A 21,451-nucleotide genomic window follows, 5' to 3' on the forward strand; every position below is an offset into this window, starting at 1 on the left:
TCGGGTTTCGTGTGCCCGCATGTACGCCTTGATCGAGTGGACGCGGGTTCTGGTTGCCGGGTTCGGTGATGTGGTCGGAGGTCGATCCTGGTCGGTACACCGAGTCGCACGCCGTTCCCAGCAGGTGAGCGCCCGTCCGGACGATCGCGGCGAGAAGGTACGGTCCGTCGCGCCGGCCCTGATACGGCCATCGGGGGAATGTCTGCTCTAGGAGCAGGGAGGGGACGAGCCGTGCGCCGTCGTATGCGTGGGACCGCTGTTGCCGCGATCGCGTTGACCAGCCTCATGGTGGTGAGTGGCTGCGTGAAGGATCCCGGCGGGGGCACTGCCGGGTCGACCGACGTCGCTGGTGCCGGTTGCGAGTTCGCGACGCCGCCCAGCGCGCCCGCCGGCTCCAGCACCAGCGCCACCGACGGCAAGACGGCCGCCAACGGCGAGAAGATCGACGGGAGTGCGCTGAAGATCGGTCTGGCCTATGACATCGGTGGTCGTGGTGACGCGTCGTTCAACGACCTCGCCGCCGCCGGGTTCGACCGGGTGATCAAGGAGGCGGGGCTCGCGAAGGAGAACACCCGCGAACTCTCCGCCGCCCCGAACGAGGACGAGTCGGTCAAGCGGTCCCGCCTGCGCCAGCTCGCGCGCGAGGGCTTCAACCCGATCGTAGCCGTCGGCTTCGCGTACGCCGAGTCGCTGAAGGTCGTCGCGCCGGAGTTCCCGGACGTCAGGTTCGGTCTGGTGGACTCGGCCGTGGAGGGTGCGGCCAACGTCACGCCGCTGGTCTTCGCCGAGCAGGAGGGCGCGTTCCTGGCCGGCGTCGTGGCGGCGTACCAGAGCAGGAAGTGCCGCGTCGGCTTCGTCGGCGGCGTCGACATCCCGCTGATCCACAAGTTCGAGGCCGGTTACGTCCAGGGCGCGAAGGCCGCCGCGCCGAAGATCGTGGTCGAGAAGAAGTACATCACGCCGGCCACCGACTTCACCGGCTTCCAGGACCCGGCGAAGGGCCTGGAGACCGCGAAGGGGCTCATCGACAAGGGCGCGGACGTCCTCTACCCCGCCGCGGGCGCGTCCGGCATCGGCGTCTTCTCCGCGGTGAAGCAGGCGGGTGTGCTGGCGATCGGGTGCGACGCCGACCAGTACAACCAGCCGGCGCTCGCGGACACCAGGGACGTCATCGTCGCGTCGAGCCTCAAGCGTGTCGACGTGGCGGTGTACGACTTCGTCGAGGCCGCCGCGAGGAACGACCTCGGCTCGCTGCCGAAGGTCTTCGACCTCAAGGTGGACGGCATCGGCTACGCCACTTCCGGTGGCCGGATCGACGCGAAGCTGCAGGGCATCCTCGAAGGCTTCAAGGCCCGGATCATCGAGGGCGCGATCAAGGTCGCGGACAAGCCGTAGCCCGTCTGTCTACCGCCACCGGGCCCTGCGCGGATGCCGTCCCGCAGGGCCCGGTGGCTTCGCCCGGTGCGGGACCGACCGAGGTGGCCCAGGATTGTCGGACAATCCCACCGCCGGGGCTTCGTCCCGTTCACGTCGCCCGTCGCCGGGGCGACCGGGCACGAGTGCCGTTTCGCCGGGAGTGGAATCGTCGCTCCCGGGTGCCGGTCCTGGGCCAGGATGACGGTATGGCGGACATCCTCTCCTTCCACCCGAAGCGCACCCGCACGCCGGAGCGCCGGCCGGATCCGCTGTGGCGGGTGCTGCTGGGCCAAAGCCTGCGAGCGGCCAGGGAGGAACGGGGTAGCCGGCTGGTCGACATCGCGGAACGGGCCGGCATCTCGCCGCAGTACCTGTCGGAGATCGAACGCGGTCGCAAGGAGCCCTCCAGCGAGATGATCGCGGCCGTCACCGGTGCGCTCGGCGTCGACCTGCCCGACCTGCTCGTCGGCATCGCGAGCGACGTCCGGCAGCACCGCGGCACGGCTCCCGAGGTCGTGCGCCGCCCGGCGGGCCCCGTGCTCATGGCCGCGTGAGACCGCGGTCTCAGGCCCGGCGTTCGAGGACGTGGTCCGCGAGCCCGTAGGCGACGGCGCCCGCCGCGTCGAACACCCGGTCCCGGTCGGTGTCGTGCCGCAGCTGCGTGACGGCGCGACCGGTGTGCAGCGACAGGATGTCCTCCAGCTGGGTGCGCACCCGCACGACCTCGTCGGCCTGGAGGATGAGGTCGGGGATGGTGCCGCGACCCTGCGCCGCGGGCTGGTGCAGCACCACCCGGGTGTGGGGCAGCACGAACCGGTGCCCGGCCTCGCCCGCGGCCAGCAGCACCGCGCCGGCCGCGACCGCCTGGCCGACGCACGTCGTCGCCACCGGCGCTTTGATGTAGCGCATGGTGTCGTACAGCGCGAGCATCGCGGACGGGTCGCCGCCCTCGCTGTTGATGTAGAGGCTGATCTCCCGTTCCGGGCTGTCCGCCTCCAGGTGCAGCAGCTGGGCGATCAGCGCGTTGGCCACACCGGAGTCGATCGCGGTGCCGAGGTAGACGATCCGCTCGGACAGCAGGTGCGAGTACACGTCCATGACCCGCTCGACGCCCAGGCTGCGGGTGATGACGTTGGGGATGGTGTAGGTGCTCATGCGCGGGCTCCCGTCGTCGAACCGAGGCCGAGTTCGTGGGTGCGCACGGGCATGACCTGGTCGAGGCTTTCGACGACGTGGTCGATGAAGCCGTACTCGAGTGCCTGCCCGGTGGTGAACCACCGGTCGTGCAGGGAGTCGGCGAAGATCTGGTCGATCGGCCTTCCGGTGTCCTCCGCGATGATCCCCAGCACGGTGTCACGGGTGTGGCGCAGGTCGTCCGCCTGCACCTGCACCTCGACCGCCGAACCGCCGATCCCCGCCGATCCCTGGTGCATCAGGATGCGGGCGTGCGGGAGGGCGAATCGCTTGCCCGGTGTGCCCGCCGACAGCAGGAACTGCCCCGCGCTGCACGCCAGTCCCAGCGCGAGCGTGGCCACGTCGCACGGCACGAGCCTCATCACGTCGCGGATGGCCAGCATCGCGGGGACCGAGCCGCCCGGCGAGTGGATCCACAGCGCGACGTCCTTCCCCGGGTCCTCGGCGGCGAGGGAGAGCAGTTGGGTGGCGAGCACCGTCCCGTTGTCGTCGTCGAGCGGGCCGTCGAGGACCAGTACCCGCCGGCTGAGGAACCGTTCCCGGAGCCGGTGGTCGAACAGCGGCTGCTTCTCGTTGTCGGTCATGCTCCGACCATGCCGACGCACTGGGGCGCTTCGCCGGTTTCTCTGCTGTGGGCAGATCAGCCCTCGGCAGTCCGGCAACCGACGTCGAAGCAGCCGGCGGTCGATCGCGGTCCGGGGTCCGGCTTCGCGCGTCGCGCTTAATCCGGGTGCACGGATCCCAGGCGTTGTCCTACCCTGGCGGTCGTGATGCAGCACTTGTTCTTCCTCTGAGGGACGACGCCTCCACCGGTACGCGAACCGCGATACCGGACTTCGTCCTCTCTGCTCATCACCTCTCGTCGGAGGCATCTCCTTCATGTCGTCCCACCTCTCGCCCGCCCTCGTGCGCGCGGCGCACGTCCGCATGTCCGGTGTCCACCTCTCCTTCGGCGGACGGCCCGTGCTCGCCGGGGTCGACCTCGTCGCCGCTGCGGGCGACCGGGTCGCCGTGGTCGGCGAGAACGGTCGCGGCAAGACCACCCTGCTGCGGGTGCTCGCCGGCGACCTGCCCGTCGATCGCGGTGAAGTGCACCGCGCGGGCTCGGTCGGTGTCGCCGACCAGCAGATCCCGCTCGGCGCCGGCGATACCGTCGGTGCCCTGATCGACCTCGAACTGGCCGCCGTGCGCGGCGCCCTGGCCCGTCTGGAGGCTGCCACCGACGCGCTCACCGACGGCCGTCCCGGTGCGGACGACGCCTACGGCGCCGCGCTGGCGGAGGCCGAGGCGCTCGACGCGTGGGACGCCGACCGGCGGGTCGAGGTCTCGCTGGCCGCGCTGAACGCCGTGGACGACCGCACCCGCCCGCTCGGCACCCTCTCGGTCGGGCAGCGCCACCGGGTGCGGTTGGCCTGCCTGCTCGGCGCCGGGCACTCCGTGCTGCTGCTCGACGAGCCGACCAACCACCTCGACGCGGGCGGGCTCGACCACCTCACCGAGCGGCTGCGGGCCCACCCGGGCGTGGTCGTGCTGGTCAGCCACGACCGGGCGCTGCTCGGTGACGTGGCCACCTCGGTGATCGACCTCGACCCGTCCAGCGACGACCGGCCGCGGGTCTACGGCGGTGGCTACACCGCCTATGTCGAGGGCCGTCGAGCCGAGCGTGCCCGCTGGGAGGCCCTGCACGCCGAACAGCTCGCCGAGCGGCAGCGGCTGGCCGACGACCTGTCCGCGGCGCAGAACCGGCTGCGCGACAGCTGGCGGCCCGCCAAGGGGCACGGCAAGCACACCCGTGCCACCCGTGCGCCCGGCCTGGTCCGGGCCGTGCATCGACGGCAGGAGGAGCTGTCCGCGCACGTGGTGGCGGTTCCGCCACCACCGACCCGGTTCGCCATGCCCGAGCTGCCCGAGCACCGCGGTGCGACGTTGCTGCGGGCCGACGGCGTGACCGTGGCCGCGAGGCTCGCGCGCCCGGTCGACCTGGCGCTGGACTCCGGGGACCGGCTGGTGGTCACCGGACCCAACGGCGCGGGCAAGTCGACGCTGCTGACCGTGCTGGCCGGTGACCTGGAGCCGGCCACGGGCACCGTCACCCGCGCCCGGTCGGTGCGGGTCGGGCGGTTGGGCCAGGAGTCCGACCCGCCGGGTCGGCGCACGGCCGTGGAGGTGTACGACGAACAGCTCGCCCGGTCGGGTGCGACCGGGCCGGAGCTGGGTGAGTTGGGCCTGCTCGACGGGTACGACAGCCACCGGCCGGTGGCCGAGCTGTCGGTCGGTGCCCGCCGGCGGCTGGACCTGGCACTGGTGCTGGCCGGCCGGCCGCACGTGTTGCTGCTGGACGAGCCGACCAACCACCTGTCGGCCGCGCTGGTCGACGAGCTGACCGCCGCGCTCGGGTCCACCCCGGCCGCGGTGGTGATCGCCACGCACGACCGGCAACTGTTGCGCGATACCAAGTCCTGGCCACGACTGGCCCTGTGAACCGACACCCGCGCACGACGTGGGTCCGTCACGTGCGGTTCGAAGTGGAGTTGTCCGACATGCACCAGAATGGTGGCGTACCCGGAGGGCGAGGGGGCGGGCTTCGGCGTTGGTGCGGACGGGGCCGCTGTGGGCGCCGGAGGGTGTCGGGCGGGCAAGCTGATCACAGGAGGATGCGTGGCCGAGGAAGTGTTGCGGGTGACCGGCGTTCGGTACGAAGGTGACAGCAGGAAGACCGGGTCGTACCGCTATGAAGTGGCTGACGGTTGTTTTCTCACGCTGTTCGACGACGGGCGGGTGCGGTTCCTGGTCGACCCGCGGCCGGATCGGACGATCCACGTGGTGAACACCAACACGAGCAACCGGCCGGGGGCCAAGCTGATCGAAACCAAGCCCAAGGCCACCTGACCCTTCGCGTTCCGGCCTGCCCGGGCGAGGCCGTGCCGGCCGCCGGCATCACGCCCGGGCTCTCACACCTCTGGTCGGCTCCCGGCCCGCTGAGGCCTGCGCGCGGCGCCGGATCCGGTTTCGCGCAGGTCGCCGGGGCGGATTCCGATCAGCACCAGGGCCACCGCGAGCAGCACGAACACGGCACTGATCCGCAGTCCGAGGGCGAGGCTGCCGGTGCCTTGCTGGATGAACCCGAGCAGTGAGGGCGACACCGCCGCCGCGAACGAGCCCATCGAGGTGACCACGGCGATCCCGGTCGCCGCGGCCCGGTCCGACAGGTAGATCGAGGGGATCGAGTAGAAGACGGTGAGTCCCGCGTAGTGGGCAGCCGCCAGGACCGCCAGCAGGACGACGACCACGGCGACGTTGCCGCCGGAGAACGAGAGCGCGACCAGAGCCAGGGCGGCGACGAGCCAACTGGTCGCGGTGTGCCGGCGGCGTTCCAGCGTCCGGTCCGAGTGCCGGCTGACGACGAGCATCACCACGATGCCCGCCAGCGGTGGCAGGGCGGAGAACAACCCCAGGTCGAGCACGTTGCCGACGCCCGCTTCGGCGATGATGCGCGGAGTCCAGTACGACACCGCGTTGGCCAGGGTGTACGCGCCGCACGCGCAGAGACCGAGGAGCCAGACCTTGCGGTCGCGCAAGGCCAGAATGAGGCCGCTGTGCCCGTTCGCCTTGTCGGCGGGCCGCTTCCGCTGCTGGTCCGCGTCGAGATCGGCGCGCACCGCGACCTTCTCCGCCGGGCTCAGCCAGCGCGCCTGTTCGGGTTCGTCGACGAACAGCCGGAAGACCAGCAGGGCCAGCACGATCGGCGGGATCCCCTCCACCAGGAACAGCCATTGCCAGTCGGCGAGGCCGCCGACGCCACCGAGCCCGTGCATGACGGCGCCGGAGACCACCGAGCCGATCACGCCGGCGACGGGCACTCCGACGAAGAAGATCGCGGTCATCCTGGTGCGCCGTGCGGAGGGGAACCAGCGGGACAGGTAGAACAGGGCGCCCGGGAAGAACCCGGCTTCGGCGACCCCCAGCAGGAACCTGGCGACGTAGAAGCTCGGCTCGTCCCACACGAACATGGTCGCGATGGTCACCACGCCCCACGACGCCATGATGCGCACGAGGGTTTTCCGCGCGCCGATCCGGGCGAGCAGCGCGTTGCTGGGGACCTCGAACAGGATGAACCCGACGAAGAACAGGGTGACGCCGAGCCCGTACGCCGCCGGTCCGAGAGCGAGGTCGCGCCGCAACCCCTCCTGCGCGATCCCGATGTTGGTCCGGTCGATGAAGTTCACGATGTAGCAGATGACCAGCAGCGGCATGATCCGCAGGGCGATCCTGCGGTAGGTGGCGGTGCGGTCGACGGTCCCGCCGGCGGCGGTGGGCTCCGGCCCCTGGGCCGGGGTGGTGGGTTCGGCCACGGCGTGCGACTCCTTCGTAGGGACTCCGCCTGGGCGGTGGTGGCGTGGTGAGTCTCCGCATCGCCTGTTGACTTTGTCAATAGCTGATACCGGCCGGCGCCATCACGAAGTGCCTGTCCACCGGACAGTTGCCGACTTGCCCTCTCCGAACCTTTTCCACCACACCCGTTGCGCTCGTCTCATTACCGACTCTGCACGAAGAGAGTCGGACACTCCTTCTGTTGACCTTCTCAACAGAAACGCGTAGGCAGGGCAGCGCTGGCTTGATGTGGCGCGCGGCCGGTCATGGCCTCGTGACGTTGACACCCCCGCACGGGTGGACCGGTGTCCGGGCGGTGCACCGGACCACACCGAAGTAGCAACAGCAGCCGGGTGACCGCCCTTGACCCCTGTGGGCGCCCACTTCGAACATGGGCTGGCCTGTTCTGGTGCCGAGGGTGGATCAATGAGGTCTGTGATGAGGTCACGACCGCTCGTCGTCTCAGTCCTGTGCGCGGTGACCGTGCTGCTGTCCGGCGGTGCGGCTCCGACCGCTCCCGCCGTGGGAGCGGCACCTCCCTGCGCGGACGGGACCGAGGTGCGCACGGTGGACGGTCCGGTGTGCGGCGTCGTCGGGAACGGTGTCACCTCCTGGCTCGGAATCCCCTACGCGGCACCACCTGTCGGGGAACTGCGCTGGCGCCCTCCGGCCCGGGTCACGCCCTGGGCGGAGACCTTCCCCGCCACGCGGGTGGGCATCCGGTGCCCGCAACCCGCCGGCCCTGGCGCGCCGCCGAGCGGTGAGGACTGCCTGAAGCTCAACGTTCGCGTTCCCGAGGGCGACAGCCCACGACCCCTACCCGTGATGGTGCAGCTCCACGGCGGCGGGTTCCTGCTGTTCGGACCGAGCGACGCGAGCCGGCTGGCGGCGGCCGGCCAGGTGATCAGCGTCGAGGTCGGCTACCGGCTGGGCATCTTCGGCTTCTTCGCGGCGGAGCAACTCGGCCCGAACTCCGGCAACTACGCGTTGCAGGACCAGCAGGAAGCGCTGCGCTGGGTGCGGCGCAACATCGCGGCGTTCGGCGGCGATCCGGGCAACGTCACCATCTACGGGGCGTCGGCGGGCGGGTCGAGCGTGTGCGCGCAGCTGGTGTCACCGGACGCGCAAGGGTTGTTCCACAAGGGAATCATCCAAAGCGGCCTCTACAACTCGTTGTTCGGCAAGGACACCTCGTGGCAGCCGCAGGACTGCAAGGCGCGCTGGCCCAGCGAGCCGGAGGCGCAGCAGGCCGGGGCACGGTTCACCGCGGCCGTCGGCTGTGCCGAGGCCGACGACGTCGCCGCGTGCCTGCGCGGGCTCCCGGTGGAGCGGCTGTTGGCACAGGTGGGCAACGGGCTGAACCCGGACAGCGGCACCATCGCTCCGGTGGTGGACGGCAAGACCATCCCGCTCGCGCCGGCGAAGGCGATCGAACGCGGCCACCTCAACCGGGCACGTGTGATGACGGGTGTCGCCCGCGACGACGTGCAGCTGGACCCGGCCGAAACACCCGAGCAGTACGAAACCCTGGTCAGGGAACAGTACGGGAAGCACGCCCCCGCGGTGTTCGCGCGCTACCCGCTGAACCGCTTCCCCGAGCCTTCGGCTTTCCTGGCCTACCGCACGATCGTCGCCGACTCCAACTCCGTCTGCCCCTCCCTGGTCCTCGCCCAACGCCTGGCCCGGCACCTGACGGTGTTCGCCTACCAGGTGGACAACCCGGACTCGCCGCCGGCGGGGTGGCTGGACCAGACCAAGCCCAACGGCGCTTTCCACGTCTCGGAGAACACGTTCCTCTACGCCCGCGACGGAGACCTCTGGAACCCCAACCAGAACGTGTACGGCCGCCAGCTCGTCGCGCAGTGGACCGGGTTCGCCCGCACCGGCAACCCCACCGTGGACGGCACTCCACTGTGGACACCCCACACGGCGGCGGATCCGCGGTTCATGTCGCTGCTGCCCGCCGGCAACAGCGTGATGACCGGCGAGATCGGCCGGCAGCACCACTGCGGCTTCTGGAACGCCATCGCCCCCGGACCGAGGTAGCGCCGGACAACGCCACCCGTCGGGCGCTCAGGGGTCGGGCGTCCGGGTCGGCGCTCGGGGGTCGAGCGTCCGGTCGGGCGCTCAGGGGGTCAGGCGGGCGGCGAAGCCGGCCAGTTCCCCGTCCGCGACCTCCTCGTACCCGTCGGCCGTGATGACGGCGACCGTGGGGTAGATGCGACGGACGATGTCGGGGCCGCCGGTGGCCGCGTCGTCGTCCGCCGCGTCGAACAGCGCCTGCATCGCCGCGCCGACGGCCTGGTCGCGGTCCATGTCCTGGCGCTGCAGCTTCTTCAGCGAGCCCTTGGCGTAGGTCCAGCCCGACCCCGTGCCACCGAAGTCGCGTTCCTCGGCGGGGCGCCGGAAACGTCGAAGGTGAAGATCCGACCCCGCTCCTCCACCGGATCCCAGCCAAAGAACAGCGGCACCGAGTCGAGCACGCTCCGGATGGTCGCCCGTGGACGCCGCTACAGCGCGAGTCGGTGCACCTGCTCACCGGTGGTCAGCGACAGCGCACGTTCGCCCGGTCGGTACACCACCGACCACTGGGTGTGCGGCTGGGCGAGCTCGGCGAGGAGCGCGAGCGCGTCGTCGGACGACAGCCGGCCGCCGTCACGGGCCAGGCGCGACGCCGCGGTCCGGTAGCGGTCGTGGGTCAGTCGGGACTGTTCCGCCGCGGTGGCCAGCGGGAAGTTCTCCATGACCTGCCAGTGGTCACCGGGTGGACGCGGCGTCACCCGGAGCCGACCGTCCGGGAACTCGACCACCGCGGACGCCCCGCTCGCGTCCGCGACGAGGTAGTGCAGACCGGGGCCCGTGCCGAAGTCGATGTTGTAGCCGTCCAGCAGCGCCACCGCCTCGTCCACGGTGCGGGCCCGGTCCAGGACCAGGCGCATGACGCCCACGCCCCCGACCGCCGGCCGTCCCGGTCGCGGTTCGACCCGCGCGTGGTCCAGCGCCGCCATTCCGATCACCAGGCCGTGTTCGTTCATCCCGTCGAACGGCAGGGTGACCGCCTTCGCCAGGGCCTGCCCGGACGGCGGCGCGTCGGTGGTCACGCCCAGGTAGGACAGGTCGACCACGGAGACCGAGCGGTAGGCGTCCGACGGGTTCGCGTGCAGCACCAGCGCCGGGCCGTGGTCCCAGTCGAAGTTCCGGCCCATCAGCGGCTGCCCGGGTGTGCCCGCCGCGACGAACAGCGTGCAGCCGAACGGCGCCCGGTCGGCCCGTCCCGGCCCGTCGCCCGCCGCGTCGTCGATCCGCGGCGCCGGGCCGTAGTAGGTCATCGAGTACAGCGGGTGGTCGTCCAGCTTGCGCAGGGTCGCCAGGCTCCGCGCCGTCTCGGCCTCCGTCGGCGCCACGACGAGTGCCCGCGCCGCCGTCTCCGGGGTCGTCCCGACAGCCGGCACCGGCTGCCCGCGCCACGGAGGGGCACTGCTGACCAGCACCGCCATGGACACCAGCAGCACACCGAGCACCCTGGCCGCCATCGGTCGCCAGGGTTCCCGAAGCGCAGCGGCCGATCAATCCCCGAATGGGTGCACGTCCGGTGTGTTCGGGGTTACAGTCGGGCGCGGCTCCGGCCGCATACGCGCAAACCACTGGGGGGGAGCGTGCGCGATTTGACGGCAACGCCCGTACACGTCCTCGTCGCCGAACGAGCGGCCGCCGCGCCGGAGGCCCCCGCGGCCGCCGACGACGCGCGGAGCCTGACCTACCGGGAACTGGATCTCGCCGCCGGACGGCTCGCGGCGCGGTTGCGCGCCGAGGGGGTCCGCGCCGGGAGCACGGTCGGCCTGGTGCTGGCCCGCGGCGTCGACCTGGTCGTGGCCCAGCTGGCGGTCCTGAGAGCGGGCGCCACCATCGTGCCGCTGGACCCGGTGAACCCTCCGGCCCGCCTCGCGCGGATGCTGGACCAAGCCGCGCCGACGGTCGTCATCACCGGCCCCGACCAGCTCGGCCGGTTACCGGGGAAGGCCCTCACCCTGGACTGGCGGCGGCTCTCGGCCCCCGGCGGCGAGGTGGTCGCGCCCGAACCCGTGCACCCCGACCAGCTCGCCTACGTGACCTACACGTCCGGCTCGACCGGCACGCCCAAGGGCGTCATGATCACCCACCGGTCGCTGGCCCACGCGGTCGACTGGTCACGGCGGCTGTTGGCGCTCACGCCCGCCGACCGGGTCGGCATGACGGCCTCGCCCGGCTTCGACGTCAGCGTGCTGGACTCGTTCGCCGCGTTGGCCTCCGGCGCCGGCCTGCACGCCCCGGACGGCGAGCTGCTGTCCTCGCCCGCCGACCTGCGGCGGTGGCTGCTCGCCGAACGGATCACCGTGTGCTTCCTGCCGACACCGGTCGGCGAGACCGCGCTCGGCATGCCGTGGCCGCCGGACTGCGCGCTGCGCCTGCTGCACATCGGGGGTGCCGCGCTGCACCGGCACCCGGACCGCGGGCTGCCGTTCGACGTGCTGAACCTGTACGGCCTGACGGAGGTCGGCGTCTGGAGCACCTGCGCGCGCCTCGAACCCGGCCGCGACGGCGTGCCCCCGATCGGTCGGCCGGTCGACGGCGCCGAGGTGCTCGTGCTGGACGACCGGCTGCGGCCCGCGCGGGTCGGGGAGGTCTACCTCGGCGGGGTCGGGACGGCGAGGGGCTACCTGGGCAACCCAGGCCTGACCGCGGACCGCTTCGTCCCGCACCCGTGGGCGGCGGGCGAACGCCTCTACCGGACCGGTGACCGCGCCCGGCTGCGGCCCGACGGCGAGCTGGACTTCATCGGCCGGACCGACCACCAGGTGCAGGGCAGCGGCGGGGTCCGCATCGAGCTCGGTGAGATCGAGGCCGCGCTGGTCGCCCACCCCGAGGTGGGCCAGGCCATCGTCACCATGGTCGACGGCAGGCTCGTCGCCTACGTCACGGGCGGGCCGGACGCGGACGCGCTGCGCGCCCACCTGGCCGCGCGGCTGCCGCGGTACATGCTCCCCGACGACTACGCGGTGCTGGACCGCTTCCCGCTCACCGCCACCGGCAAGATCGACCGGAACGCGCTGCCCGCGCTCGCCCGACGCGCCACTTCAGCGCCGTACGAACCGCCGGGCACCGAGCTGCAACGGCAGCTGGTCGGGATCTGGCAGTCCGTGCTCGGCCTGGACCGGGTGGGCATCCACGACAGCTTCTTCGACATCGGCGGCAACTCCATGTCCCTGGTGCAGGTCTACGGCCACCTCACCCGGATCGCCTCCCGTGACGTGTCGCTGGTCGAGCTGTACGAGTTCCCCACCATCGCCGCGTTCTCCCGGCACCTGGAGAACGGCCACGACCGACCGGTTCGGACGCACGACGGCCGACCGGTCGACGGCCCGGAACCACCCGCTGAACCGGTACGGCGTGATCGTGCCCGGTTGGCCCGGCAGCGCCGCGACCGGATCGAGGAGAGCGGTGCCCGTGACTGACACCCACATCGCGGTGGTCGGCATGGCCGGCCGGTTCGCGGGCACGCCCGACCTGGACGCCTACTGGCAGGCCGTGTCGACCGGCACCACCGTGGTGCGCGAGCTGACCACCGACGAACTGCTGGCCGCCGGCGAGGACCCGGCGCTGCTCGCCGACCCGGCCTACGTGCGCCGGTACGGCAAGCTCGACCGGGCGGAGTGGTTCGACGCGGAGTTCTTCGGCTACGCGCCGGTCGACGCGGTGCTCAGCGACCCGCAGCACCGGGTCTTCCTGGAAACGTGCTGGCAGGCGATGGAGGACGCGGGCTACCCGCCGTCGGCGACCGACGCGGTGGTCGGTGTCTACGGCGGCTGCGGGCAGTCCCGGTACTGGTCGCTGGTCGGCAGGCACCGCGACCGGTTCCCGGGGCTCGACGACGTCCGGCTGGCGATGGTCGCGGGCGCCGACCACCTGTGCCTGCGGGTGTCGCACAAGCTGGGGTTGACCGGACCGAGCATGACCGTGCTGTCCACCTGCTCCACCGCGCTGGTCGCGGTGCACCAGGCGTGCCAGGCGCTGCTGTTCGGCGACTGCGACATGGCGTTGGCGGGCGGTGTGTCGGTGCGGGTGCCGGCGCGGGGCGCGGTGGCCAGGGCGGGCAGCGTGCTGTCGCCGGACGGGGTGTGCCGGGCCTTCGACGCCAAGGCCAACGGCACGGTGTTCGGTGACGGCGCGGGCGTCGTCCTGCTCAAGCGGTACGCCGACGCGGTCGACGACGGCGACCACATCCACGCCGTCATCCGGGGTTCGGCGGTGAACAACGACGGGAGCGACCGCGTCGGGTACGGCGCGCCGGGCGTGTCCGGGCAGGCGAAGGTGATCAGGTCGGCGTTGGCGGCGGCCGAGGTGGCGCCGGAGACCGTCGACTACGTGGAGTCCCACGGCACCGGCACCCAGGTCGGGGATCCCATCGAGGTCGCCGCGCTGACCAGGGCGTTCGGCGGTGGCGCTGCCGGCTCCACCGTCCTCGGCACGGTCAAGCCCAACATCGGCCACACGGACGCCGCCGCGGGCATCGCCGGGCTGCTCAAGGTGATCCTCGCGCTGCGACACCGGGTGCTGCCGCCGAGCGTCAACTTCGAGCAGCCCAACCCCGCGATCGACTTCGCGGCCGGACCGTTCGAGGTGCGCACCGAGGCCGCACCGTGGCCGGAGCGCGGGCGTCCCCGGCGCGCCGGTGTCAGCTCGTTCGGGATCGGTGCCACCAACGCGCACGTCGTCGTGGAGGAAGCGCCGTCGCCCGAGCCCGCCGGACCGCCGCGAACACACCGGCTGCTGGTCCTGTCGGCGACCACGGTGCCCGCGCTGCGGCAGATGCGGGCCGAACTCGCCGCTCATCTGACCGCGCATCCCGAACAGTCGCTGGACGATGTCGCGTACACGCTCCAGGTCGGCCGGGTCGGTTTCCCGCACCGCTGGTGCGCGGTGGTCACCGACCGCGCGGACGCCGTCCGGGCGCTGACCGCCGAGGACGCCGGGCCCGACCACCCTGCGCACGAACGCTTTGCACCCGACCGCCAGGCACACGACCGCCAGGCACACGACCACTCGGGCGGAACCGCCGCCGACGAGTTGCACCGGCTCGGCGAGCAGTGGATGGCGGGCGAGGCGATCCGGCCCGTGGAGCGCCGACGCCGGGTTCCGCTGCCGACCTACCCTTTCCAGCGCCGACGCCACATCGTCGAGTCGGCGGCACCCACCGCCGCGCCGCCGGCCGCCGCGCCGCCGGCCGCCGCGCCGCCACCCGCTGCCCGGCCGGTCGCGCCGGTCGCGAGTTCCTGGCAGCCGGCCGAGATCGTGGAGACCGTCGCCCTGCTGTTCGCCGAAGTGCTGCAGCAGCCGGAGGTCGACGCCGACGACGACTTCTTCGCGCTCGGCGGCGACTCGTTGATCGCGGTCGGCCTGATCGCCCGCATAGACGAGACGTTCGACGTGTCGCTCACACCGGAAGAGGTCTTCTCCGACCCGACGCCCGCGGGCGTCGCCACAGTCATCGGCGAACTGCTCAAGGGGGAGCAATGACGGGTTCGACGGGTGCTCCGCTGTCCTTTCCCCAGCAACGGCTGTGGTTCCTCGACCAGCTCCTGCCGGGCAACACGGCCTACAACACCAGCTGGGCGGTGCGGCTGCGCGGTCCGCTCGACCTGGACGCGCTGACCTGGAGCCTGCGGCGGATCGTCGAACGGCACGAAGTTCTGCGCACCGGGTTCCCGGCTCCCGACGGCGAGCCGACGCAGGCGGTGGTCCCCGCCGGGGACGTCTCGTTGCCGTTGACGGACCTGGGCGCGCTGCCGTCGGCGGAACGCGAAGCGGCAGCGCGGGACCGGATCCGGGCGGAGATCGCCACCCCGTTCGAGCTGACCCAGGCACCGCCGTTGCGGATGCGGCTGTACCGGCTGGCCGAGGAGGACCACGTCCTCTCCGTGGTCGTGCACCACATCCTGGTCGACGGGTGGTCCACCGGGCTGTTCTTCGGCGAGCTGGCCCGGCTGTACTCCGCGCGGGTCGACGGCAGGCCCGACCCGCTGGCCCCCTTGCCGTTGCAGTACCGCGACTTCGCGCGGCGGCAGCGCGAGGAGGTCGCCGGCGCGCACCTGGCGAAGACCCTCGACTGGTGGCGCGGGCACCTGGCGGGCGCGCCGACGCTGCTCGACCTGCCGACGGACCTGCCCCGGCCGACGGTGCAGACGTTCAGCGGCGCGACGCACCAGGTCCCGCTGCCCGGCGAGCTGTGGCGCGCGGTGGTCGACTGCGGTCGCGCCCACAAGGCCACGCCGTTCATGGTGCTGCACACCGCGTTGGCCGGTCTGCTGAGCAGGCTCACCGGCGCGACCGACCTGGTGATCGGCAGCCCGGTCGCCGGGCGCACGCGGTCGGAGCACGAACAGCTGATCGGCATGTTCACCAACACGCTGCCGCTGCGCGTCCGGGTCGGCGGCGACCCGACGGTGTCCGAGCTGCTCGGCCAGGCGCGGGCCGCCGCCCTCGGCGCGTTCGCCCACGCCGACCTGCCGTTCGAGAAGCTGGTCGAGGAGTTGCAGCCGGAGCGGGTGATGAGCCACAACCCGCTGGTCCAGGTCATGCTCACGCTCCAGAACACCCGGCAGTCGCGATCGGCGACCGAACAGGCACCGGCGGGAACGCTCGACATGGAGCACTTCCCGATGGACGTGGACGCCGCGTTCGTCGACCTGTGGCTGGAGGTGCGCCCACCGTCCACTCCGGACGCGGACGACGCGATCGTCCGGTTCGTCTACAAGTCCGACCTGTTCACCCCGGACGCCGTCGCCCGGCTGGCCGGGCACTTCCGGACGCTGCTGCGGGACCTGACCGCGCGGCCCTCGGCGCGGCTGTCCGAACTGGCCCTGCTTGACGCCGCCGAACGCGCGCGGGTGCTGGACGTCTTCGGCGCCCAGCCGCTCGACCCGGACGTCCGCGACACCCTGCCGGGGCTGTTCGAGCGGCAGGCCGCGCTGACGCCGGACGCCATCGCGGTGGGCCTCGGGTCGAAGCGGCTCGACTACGCCGGGCTCAACCGGCGGGCGAACCGGCTGGCGCACCGGTTGCGCGACCTCGGTGTCGGTTCGGAGACCCTGGTGGCGATCTGCGCCGCCCGGGACGTGGAGATGGTCGTCTCGACGCTCGCCGTGCTCAAGGCCGGTGGCGCGTACGTGCCGCTGGACCCGACGAACCCGGCCGAGCGGCTGAAGTACGTCCTCGGCGACACCGGCGCGCGCATCCTGCTCACCCAGGAGCACCTGCGGGACCGGTTCCCGGACTACGACGGCCGGATCGTCCCGCTGGACGACGACTTCGACGGCCCGGACCACAACCCGCCGTCGGTGACGGAAGCCGACCACCTCGCGTACGTCATCTACACGTCGGGCTCCACCGGCAGGCCCAAGGGCGTGATGATCGAGCACCGCCAGGTCGTCCGGCTGATGACGGCGGCGGACGAGCACTTCGACTTCGACGCGACCGACGTGTGGGCGCTGCTGCACTCGCACGCGTTCGACCTGTCGGTCTGGGAGATGTGGGGCGCGTTCACCAAGGGCGGCCGGGTGGCGATCGTGCCCGCCGACGCGGTGCGCGACCACGAGGCCCTGGTCGACCTGTTGCGCGCCGAACGCGTCACGGTGCTCACCCAGACACCACCCGCGTTCCGCGCGCTGCGGACCACGTTGACCGCGATCGGACGGTCGTTCCGCGATCTCGACGTCCGCACCGTCGTTTTCGGCGGTGACGCGCTGCACGTGCGGGAGCTGGAACAGTGGTTCGCCGAGCACGGCGACGCCAAGCCCGCGCTGGTCAACATGTACGGGATCACCGAGACGACCGTGCACGTCACGTACAAGCGGGTGCTGCTGGAGGACTTGGCCGCCGCGCCGTCCTCGCCGATCGGCCGGGCGTTGCCCGACCTGCGCGGCTACGTCCTGGACGAGCGGCTGGAACCGGTGCCCGTCGGTGTGCCGGGCGAACTGTTCGTCGCGGGCCACGGGCTCGCGCGCGGGTACCTGAACCGGCCGGGGATGACGGCCCAGCGGTTCATCCCCGAGCCGTTCAGCGGCACGCCCGGCGCGCGGATGTACCGTACGGGCGACCAGGTGCGGTGGCTGCCCGACGGCACGCTGGAGTTCCTCGGCCGCACCGACCGCCAGGTGAAGGTGCGCGGCTACCGCATCGAGCCGGGCGAGATCGAGGCCGCGATGCTGGAGCACCCGATGGTCGGCGAAGCCGTCGTGCTGCCGCGCACCGACCAGGAGGGCAACGTCGACCTGGTCGGCTACCTGTCCGTGGAGCCCGGCAGCGACCTGGTCGACCGGTCGAGCACGGCCGCCGTGGACGGCTGGAGCGAGGTGTTCGACCTGGCGTTCGGCGAGGAGGCCGACCCCTTCGCCGGCTGGGACTCCAGCTACACCGGGGAGCCCATCGCGCGGGCGGCGATGGTCGAGTGGCTCGACCACGCGGTGGCGCCCGTCGTGGAGGCACGACCGCGCCGCGTCCTCGACGTCGGCTGTGGCACGGGGTTGTTCCTGCGGCGGCTGGCGCCGCTGTGCGAACGCTACGTCGGCACCGACGTGTCCGGGTCGGCGCTCGCGGCGGCCCGCAAGCAGGCCGAGCTGGTCGGGCTGGGCCCGGACCGGGTCGAGCTGCGCAGGCAGCCCGCCGACGACCTGACCGGTCTGGCCGGCGAGCGGTTCGACGCGGTCCTGCTCGACTCGGTCGTCCAGTACTTCCCGTCGGTCGACTACCTGGTCTCGGTGCTGCAGGGCCTGATCGACCTGGTGGAGCCCGGTGGGCTGGTGTTCGTCGGCGACGTGCGCCACCTGGGGCTGCTGGAGGCGTTCCACACCTCGGTCGAGCGGTACCGCAGCGCGCCGGGCGAGTCCACGGCCGCGCTGCGGGCCCGGGTGGCGCAGCGGGTGGGCGGCGAGAACGAGTTGCTGGTCGACCCCGGGCTGTTCCGCAGGCTCGAGGGCGTCGCCTCGGTCGACGTCCGGCTCAAGCGGGGGTCGCACCACACCGAGTTGGAGCGGTTCCGCTACGACGTGGTGCTCCGGGTCGGCACCGACCCTGCCGGGCAGCGCGGAACGGAGCAGCGGGAAACGGAGCAGCAGGGATCGGAACCGCGGGGGACGGAACCGCGGGCGATCCCGTCCCGGACGTGGCCCGGGACGGTGGAGCAGTTCCGCGACTGGCTCGCCGGGGAACGACCGGACATCGCCGTGGTGCGCGACATCCCCAACGCCCGCGTGGCGGACGACCTGCGTGCCGCGGCCGTGCTCGCCGATCCGGTCGCCGCACCCGCCACGGTCGGCGAGCTGGCGAAGGTGCTCGTCCCGCACGGGATCGACCCGGACGAGCTGGCCGGGGTGGCGGAGGAGCTGGGTTACCGGGTCGGGCTGCGGTTCTCCGCGACCGGCGGTCCCGGGCTGTTCGACATCGCGGTCGGCACCGGGGAGCTGCCCGCCGAGCCGCCGTTGCCGCCGGACCGGGTCGACTGGTCGCGGTTCGCCAACTTCTGCCTGCGGGACCGCTGGGAGGCGGAGGTCGTCCCCGCGCTGCAGGCCCACCTGGCCGAACGGCTGCCCGGCCACATGGTGCCCGCCCGGTTCGTCGTGCTCGACCGGCTGCCGTTGAACCGCAGCGGGAAGGTCGACCACGGCACGCTGCCGCCGCCGACCTCGGCGCGGGCCGACGACGCCTCGTTCGTCGCGCCGAGGGACGAGACCGAGCGGCTGCTGGCGAGCATCTGGGCCGAGGTGCTGGGGCTGGAACGGGTCGGCGTCACGGACGACTTCTTCGCGCTGGGCGGTGACTCGCTGCGCAGCGTCCAGGTGGTCGGCCGGGCGCGCGCCGATGGGCTGGAGCTGACCGCTCGGGGGATGTTCGAGCACCCGACCATCGCCGAGCTGGCCACCGTGGCGCAACGGGCGCGGGCGGTGCCGACCAGGGTGCCGCTGACGACCGCCCAGCGGCTGCTCCTGGGCTCCGACCCGGTGTGGACGACGCTGCTGGAGCCGACCGTCCGGCTGGACCCCGAACTGCTCGACGCCGCCCTGTCCTTCGTCGCGCGCCGCCACGACGCGCTGCGGCTCACCCTGGACTCCGAGGAGTGGTCGGTCGAGCCCGGCGAACCGGAGGTGCGCTGGCTGCCGCACTCCGATTCGCTGCCCGACGACGCGGCGGCGGACTTCGACCCGGCCACGACGGTCGTCCGCATCGTCGGCACCGACCCGGATTCCGCCACGCCACAACGACTCGCCCTGGTGGTGAACCGCTTGGCGGTGGACGGGCGGGGCGTGCGGATCCTGCTCGCCGAACTCGGTCTGGCCTACCGGCAGCTCGCCGCCGGTGCGGCGATCCGCCTGCCGGGTCGCCCGGTCGGCTTCGCCGCGTGGGCGGCCGGCCGGCCGGTGACGCCGGTCGAGCGCCCGGTGATCGAGCCGTCGGCCGTGTTCGAGTGGGAGCCGACCGGGGAGCAGGTGGCCGCCGTGACCGGTCCCCTGGCGACGGCGTACCGGATGTCGGCGTCCGAGGCCCTGCTCGCCGCTGTCGTGCTGGGCGTGCGGCGGTGGCGGTCGGACGGGCTGTCGGTGCGCCGCCGGGACGTGTCGGCGGGCGTCGGCCGGTTCGACGTGCTCGTGTCACTGCCCGCCGCGGCCGAGGTCTCACTGTCCGCGGTCAAGGAGCAGCTCCGGGCGGCGTCCCCCTCGGGTGCGGCGGCGGCGGTGGTCGTGCACCTGGTGGACGAGGACGTGGCCGACCCGGAACCGTTGCTGCGCTGCGCCGCGGACGACGAGGTGGACCGGCTCGGTGTGGACGCCGACGTGGTGTTGCGCTGGGACGGCGTCCGCGCGCTGGTGCTGCTCGCCGGCGGCTCCGCGCCGGATGCCGTCGACGACCTGCACCGCACGTTCACCGAACTCGCCGAGCACGCCGCCACCGACGACATCGGCACGTGCACGCCGTCGGACTTCCCGTTGGCCGGCCTGGACCAGGAGACCCTGAGCCGGGTGTTCGGCAACGGCAGGCACATCGAGGACGTGTACCCGGTCGGCCCGCACCAGGACTGGATGCTCGCCTGCTATCGCGACCGGGGCGAACCGAGCCTCTACGGCTTCGACCTGACGTGGGCGGGCGAGGACATCGACCCCGAGGCGTGGGCGGCGGCGTGGCGGGTGGTCGTCGCCCGGCAGCCCAACCTGCGCACGGGCGTCCTCACCGAGGGCGTTCCCCGGCCGTTGCAGGTGGTCCACCGGGAAGTGCCGCTGCGGTTCGAGGTCGAGGACTGGCGGCACCTGGACCCGCGGGAGCAGGGCAGGCGCTGGCACGCGTACATGGACCGGCTCTACGCACGGGGGTTCGACCTGGCCGAGCCGGGCCACTCGCGGCACGCGCTGTTCCGGGTCGGCGAGCGGACCTACTGGTGGACGTGGTTCGTCGACTACCTGCTGTTCGACGGTATCTCGTTCTACCGGGCGTTCCACGAGGCCGAGACCGTGTACCGGTCGATCGTCCACGGCGACGACCCCGACCTGCCCGACGTGGTCGCGCCCGCCAGGTACATCGAGTGGTTCGAACGCCAGGACCTCGCGCCGATGCTGGACTACTGGCGCGAGCGGCTGGCCGGCTTCACCACCGCGACCCCGCTCGTGCAGCGGCTGGACGGCGACCCGACCGCACCGCGGCACCCCCAGCGGACCGGTCGCTCGGCCATGCTGTCCCGCCGGGCGAGCACCGCGCTGCGGGTGACGGCCAGGCGCCACCAGCTGACGCTGTTCACCCTCGTGCAGGCCGCCTGGGCGTTGCTGCTGCACGACACCACCGGCGACACCGACGTGCTGTTCGGCAACGTGGTCGGTGGGCGGCCGGACGAGGTGCCCGGTGCGGAGCAGGTGGTCGGCTACAGCAACCTGCACCTGCCCGCACGGGTCGCGGTCGACCCGGCCAAGCCGCTGCTGGGCTGGTTGCGGGAACTCCAGGCGGCACAGGTCGACGACCGCGCGCACCAGTGGAGCCCGTTGCGCCGCATCAAGGACGTCAGCGAGGTCCCGGCCGGGACCGACCTCTACCAGTCGTGCCTGTTCTTCATGGACGGTCCGCTGCGCGCGGCACCCCGGTCGGAGACCTGGCGGCGGATCATCGGCGGGGCCAACACGGAGCACGAGGTCCGGGTCGTGGTCGGGCCGGCGGAGACGATCTCGCTGAGCCTCGTCTACAACAAGGGCACGTTCTCCGACGACCGGATGGGCCTGGTGCTGCGCAAGGTGTGCACGGCGCTGAACCGGATGACGGCCGCACTGGACGGGTCGGTGGCCGACCTGGTCGGCGCGCTGGCGGACCCGGACGAGGTGGACGTCATCGCCCGGGAGGACCAGCTCCTGTTCGGCACCGCGGCGACGCAGCCGGTGGCCGACCTGACGGCCGGGTGACC

At 72.5% G+C, this 21,451-nt stretch carries 13 protein-coding genes; 8 read left to right on the forward strand and 5 right to left on the reverse strand.

Translation table 11 applies throughout. The annotated features are described in order from the left end of the window. The first annotated feature begins 243 nt into the window (after positions 1 to 243). Positions 244 to 1,395: a BMP family lipoprotein gene (locus tag FHS29_RS23790; RefSeq protein WP_184694169.1), complete on the forward strand. Its 1,152-nt coding sequence runs from the start codon at positions 244 to 246 to the stop codon at positions 1,393 to 1,395. 227 nt (positions 1,396 to 1,622) lie between these two features. Beyond that, entirely contained in the window at positions 1,623 to 1,970 is a 348-nt protein-coding gene (locus tag FHS29_RS23795; RefSeq protein ID WP_184693983.1) for a helix-turn-helix domain-containing protein, read from the forward strand. A gap of 10 nt (positions 1,971 to 1,980) precedes the next feature. Here the strand turns inward: FHS29_RS23795 and FHS29_RS23800 are convergent, their stop codons facing one another. Together FHS29_RS23800 and FHS29_RS23805 are read right to left on the reverse strand one after the other, a co-directional pair. Next, positions 1,981 to 2,571, reverse strand: a complete 591-nt coding sequence (locus FHS29_RS23800) for a ClpP family protease (protein WP_184693985.1) — start codon at positions 2,569 to 2,571, stop codon at positions 1,981 to 1,983. After that, entirely contained in the window at positions 2,568 to 3,194 is a 627-nt protein-coding gene (locus FHS29_RS23805; RefSeq protein ID WP_184693987.1) for a ClpP family protease, read from the reverse strand. Before FHS29_RS23805 ends, FHS29_RS23800 begins: the two co-directional genes overlap by 4 nt. Positions 3,195 to 3,489: 295 nt before the next feature. Here FHS29_RS23805 and FHS29_RS23810 point away from each other — a divergent pair, with 295 nt between their 5' ends. Both FHS29_RS23810 and FHS29_RS23815 read left to right on the forward strand, forming a co-directional pair. Beyond that, positions 3,490 to 5,091 (forward strand): ABC-F family ATP-binding cassette domain-containing protein, encoded by a 1,602-nt coding sequence (locus FHS29_RS23810; protein WP_184693989.1) that lies wholly within the window; start codon positions 3,490 to 3,492, stop codon positions 5,089 to 5,091. Positions 5,092 to 5,268: 177 nt separating this feature from the next. After that, on the forward strand, positions 5,269 to 5,499 hold the full coding sequence (locus tag FHS29_RS23815; RefSeq protein ID WP_184693991.1) for a hypothetical protein: 231 nt from the start codon (positions 5,269 to 5,271) through the stop codon (positions 5,497 to 5,499). A gap of 62 nt (positions 5,500 to 5,561) precedes the next feature. On the opposite strand, the gene FHS29_RS23820 is transcribed toward FHS29_RS23815, so the two are convergent. Further along, positions 5,562 to 6,962: an MFS transporter gene (locus tag FHS29_RS23820; RefSeq protein WP_312865072.1), complete on the reverse strand. Its 1,401-nt coding sequence runs from the start codon at positions 6,960 to 6,962 to the stop codon at positions 5,562 to 5,564. Positions 6,963 to 7,419: 457 nt separating this feature from the next. Between FHS29_RS23820 and FHS29_RS23825 the strand changes: the two genes are divergently transcribed. After that, positions 7,420 to 9,027: a carboxylesterase/lipase family protein gene (locus tag FHS29_RS23825; RefSeq protein WP_184693993.1), complete on the forward strand. Its 1,608-nt coding sequence runs from the start codon at positions 7,420 to 7,422 to the stop codon at positions 9,025 to 9,027. Between the two features lie 81 nt (positions 9,028 to 9,108). Here the strand turns inward: FHS29_RS23825 and FHS29_RS37775 are convergent, their stop codons facing one another. Further along, positions 9,109 to 9,435 carry a hypothetical protein gene (locus FHS29_RS37775; protein WP_221456550.1) on the reverse strand — a complete coding sequence of 109 codons (327 nt, stop codon included), beginning with the start codon at positions 9,433 to 9,435 and terminating at the stop codon, positions 9,109 to 9,111. A gap of 56 nt (positions 9,436 to 9,491) precedes the next feature. Then, on the reverse strand, positions 9,492 to 10,514 hold the full coding sequence (locus FHS29_RS23835) for a linear amide C-N hydrolase (protein ID WP_184693995.1): 1,023 nt from the start codon (positions 10,512 to 10,514) through the stop codon (positions 9,492 to 9,494). A gap of 132 nt (positions 10,515 to 10,646) precedes the next feature. Between FHS29_RS23835 and FHS29_RS23840 the strand changes: the two genes are divergently transcribed. The 3 genes from FHS29_RS23840 to FHS29_RS23850 are packed head-to-tail and all read left to right on the forward strand — an operon-like array spanning position 10,647 to position 21,449. Continuing rightward, positions 10,647 to 12,473 (forward strand): non-ribosomal peptide synthetase, encoded by a 1,827-nt coding sequence (locus tag FHS29_RS23840; protein WP_184693997.1) that lies wholly within the window; start codon positions 10,647 to 10,649, stop codon positions 12,471 to 12,473. After that, complete coding sequence (locus tag FHS29_RS23845) at positions 12,466 to 14,535, forward strand: type I polyketide synthase (RefSeq protein WP_184693999.1); 2,070 nt, start codon at positions 12,466 to 12,468, stop codon at positions 14,533 to 14,535. The genes FHS29_RS23840 and FHS29_RS23845 overlap by 8 nt, the downstream gene beginning before the upstream one ends. Then, positions 14,532 to 21,449, forward strand: coding sequence for a non-ribosomal peptide synthetase (locus FHS29_RS23850; RefSeq protein ID WP_184694001.1), 6,918 nt, complete (start codon positions 14,532 to 14,534; stop codon positions 21,447 to 21,449). Before FHS29_RS23845 ends, FHS29_RS23850 begins: the two co-directional genes overlap by 4 nt. Positions 21,450 to 21,451: the final 2 nt, after the last annotated feature.

Source organism: Saccharothrix tamanrassetensis, from assembly GCF_014203665.1.
Classification (GTDB): domain Bacteria; phylum Actinomycetota; class Actinomycetes; order Mycobacteriales; family Pseudonocardiaceae; genus Actinosynnema; species Actinosynnema tamanrassetense.